Here is a 2,266-nt window from a genome sequence, read left to right as displayed (position 1 = left end):
GGGCAATCAGATCCCAGAGCCTGCGGATATAACCTCAGCGGGTGGTTTTCCAATCCATGAAGGGCAGCCACAGATATACATTAACCCGCTACCCGATGCGAAAGATTTACGTGATTATATCCTGATAACACCAATACCATCGTTGCCTGTGATTTATGTCTATATGAGCGTAAATGAAAAAAACAGTACAAATAAAGAATCAAATATTTCTCCAATTGAAGATATTGAAGAGTTTATGTCTGAGCAAAAAGCAAAGATAAACAAAAAATTAGGAAAAAAAATTGGTCAAGGACGATTACCATATGAACCTGGCCCAAATGGCATAAACGAAGCTACACAGACAATAAAAGATACGTTAACAAACCCTACAGAAGTCAGTAATATCATTAAAGCAGAGCAATTAAGAGGAGAATATGATTTAATTCATATTTATAGTGAAAAAACAAATAGTACTGTAAGCTTAAGGGTTTTGTCAGAAGGAAATGTTGAATTTGATACTTTAATCCCTGAAAAGTCATCAAAATTTTAATGAGGATTGATTTATGATAAATAGTATAATGACTAATTTTAGAAGCATGTCTTTTTATATGAACGGCGAGTTAGCAGCATCAAACCTTGTTCTTTTTATAGAATTTGACAATGTCAACTGGTTTTCTTTGACTATAGGCGAAGGGATGCTTGAGTTCATTAAAAAAGAAACAGAACCTAAATGCAGCTCAACAGTTAACTTACAAGATTCATTCTCATATCCAATTACTGAGAATACTCAACTGAAAAAGTATAAAGGATGTAAGTTAATAAGCGCTCACGAATATAGATTAATTAAAAATTTAGATTATAGCTTGGGAATTTATTTTGAAACAGATATAGGAGGGATAAGCATCATTGAAGATGATGATGAGCTCTTTATAACCGAAGGAGTTAATAATGATTTATTGTATGCGTGTAATTTAATTAAATACAATATAATATATTAATGATAAAACATTAAAGCCCCCTGCTTTTGGCATGTGAAATGAAATCACAAAAACACGTCATCACATCAGGGGAGCCGAGATTAAAATTTCTATTGATATTATGTGATACACAGCACTAGAAATTGAAAAATTAAAGCCAAGACTGAATTATTATAGTAAAAGCTACCTTCCATTTGAAAGGAAAGACTATATTATTTATAGTCAAAGATCAATTTTAAATAGATGTGAATTAGATTTAATAAAAGATAAGTTTGAAAAGTATAAACAAGAAACTTCTCTTATAATATCTGAAGTGTTTGGCATGACCTACAGTGGTAAGAAGACTATTGCCTACAAATTAAATGTAGTTAATGAACTAATTTTAAGGTTAAAAATTAACACAATGAAAACTATAACTGTTCCTCTTTCTAAAGAAACAATGCACAGATTGGATTACAATGAATCTATTGATGGTGATCTACTAGAGCTAGAGTTGAGTGATAACGAACTACATATCTTAAATAAAGTCAATCTATTTGAAATAATTAATTATAAATTAGGTTTAAACATAGATGGTTATGAAGATGAGAGTCTACATGACATGAATAAAATAAAAAACCTGAATGAAATCCTTACAAGTATGATAAACAAAGAAAATGAACATATAATTAATTCAATATTGGAATTATCAAATGCAGCATTAAATAAAAAAACAGGAATATTTTTATATTTTTAACCTTATTTCCATATGGATTTAGAATAGGCCGTGAGCATTTAAATAATGCACATGGCCAAAATTGAAAGGAATCTAGATAAAGATTGAAATATTGATAACCTTACATATATAACAATTGGCAATTTTGATAAAAGCATCATAGTGTGACTGAAGAAAAATTTATGATTGATAGAGATAAATATGATGGAGAACCATAAAAAATTACATTTTATGAGCTAAATAATGAGTTATTACCTGTAATTGGTGGATGATAAAGGACAACCATTAATTGGTGTGGCGTATACTTTATCCGAACGTGGCACAGGGCGCACCTTAGCGGGCAGCAGTGACCCACAAGGGCTGATTCACGCCGAAGGCATGACGGCACGCCCGTATACTTTAACCCTTGAGCCGCAGTCACTGGCGGATGCACTGACCACCTTGTCATCGCCAGCGGCGATTCAAGGCAAAGATAAGTCGCTGAAAGATTTTTGTCTCGAACAGGGCTATTCACTCAGTGAACAGCACCGCGCGGGTGAATTTAACACCGGATTGCCCGAGACCGTTCACCGTATGACGGCAGGGCAAATCAGTC

The 2,266-nt window shown here is 33.1% G+C and carries 2 protein-coding genes and 2 pseudogenes; all 4 read left to right on the top strand.

Annotation, left to right across the window (positions count from 1 at the left end):
* Positions 1-529: pseudogene (locus tag PR833_RS20220) on the top strand (hypothetical protein); the annotation flags it as partial.
* A 13-nt stretch (positions 530-542) separates the two neighbouring features.
* Positions 543-977 carry a hypothetical protein gene (locus PR833_RS20215; protein WP_154598872.1) on the top strand — a complete coding sequence of 145 codons (435 nt, stop codon included), beginning with the start codon at positions 543-545 and terminating at the stop codon, positions 975-977.
* A 301-nt stretch (positions 978-1,278) separates the two neighbouring features.
* Positions 1,279-1,692 carry a hypothetical protein gene (locus PR833_RS20210; RefSeq protein WP_272526478.1) on the top strand — a complete coding sequence of 138 codons (414 nt, stop codon included), beginning with the start codon at positions 1,279-1,281 and terminating at the stop codon, positions 1,690-1,692.
* A gap of 243 nt (positions 1,693-1,935) precedes the next feature.
* Positions 1,936-2,266: pseudogene (locus tag PR833_RS20205) on the top strand (S-type pyocin domain-containing protein); the annotation flags it as partial.

The organism is Providencia sp. PROV189, from assembly GCF_028480065.1.
Lineage (GTDB): Bacteria > Pseudomonadota > Gammaproteobacteria > Enterobacterales > Enterobacteriaceae > Providencia > Providencia stuartii.
This window is presented reverse-complemented; position numbering and strand designations above follow the sequence as displayed.

What these genes read in the sequence shown, in the direction of transcription:
- PR833_RS20210 (WP_272526478.1), top strand. Translation starts at nt 1,279, where the DNA reads ATGACCTACAGTGGTAAGAAGACTATTGCCTACAAATTAAATGTAGTT.
- PR833_RS20215 (WP_154598872.1), top strand. Translation starts at nt 543, where the DNA reads ATGATAAATAGTATAATGACTAATTTTAGAAGCATGTCTTTTTATATG.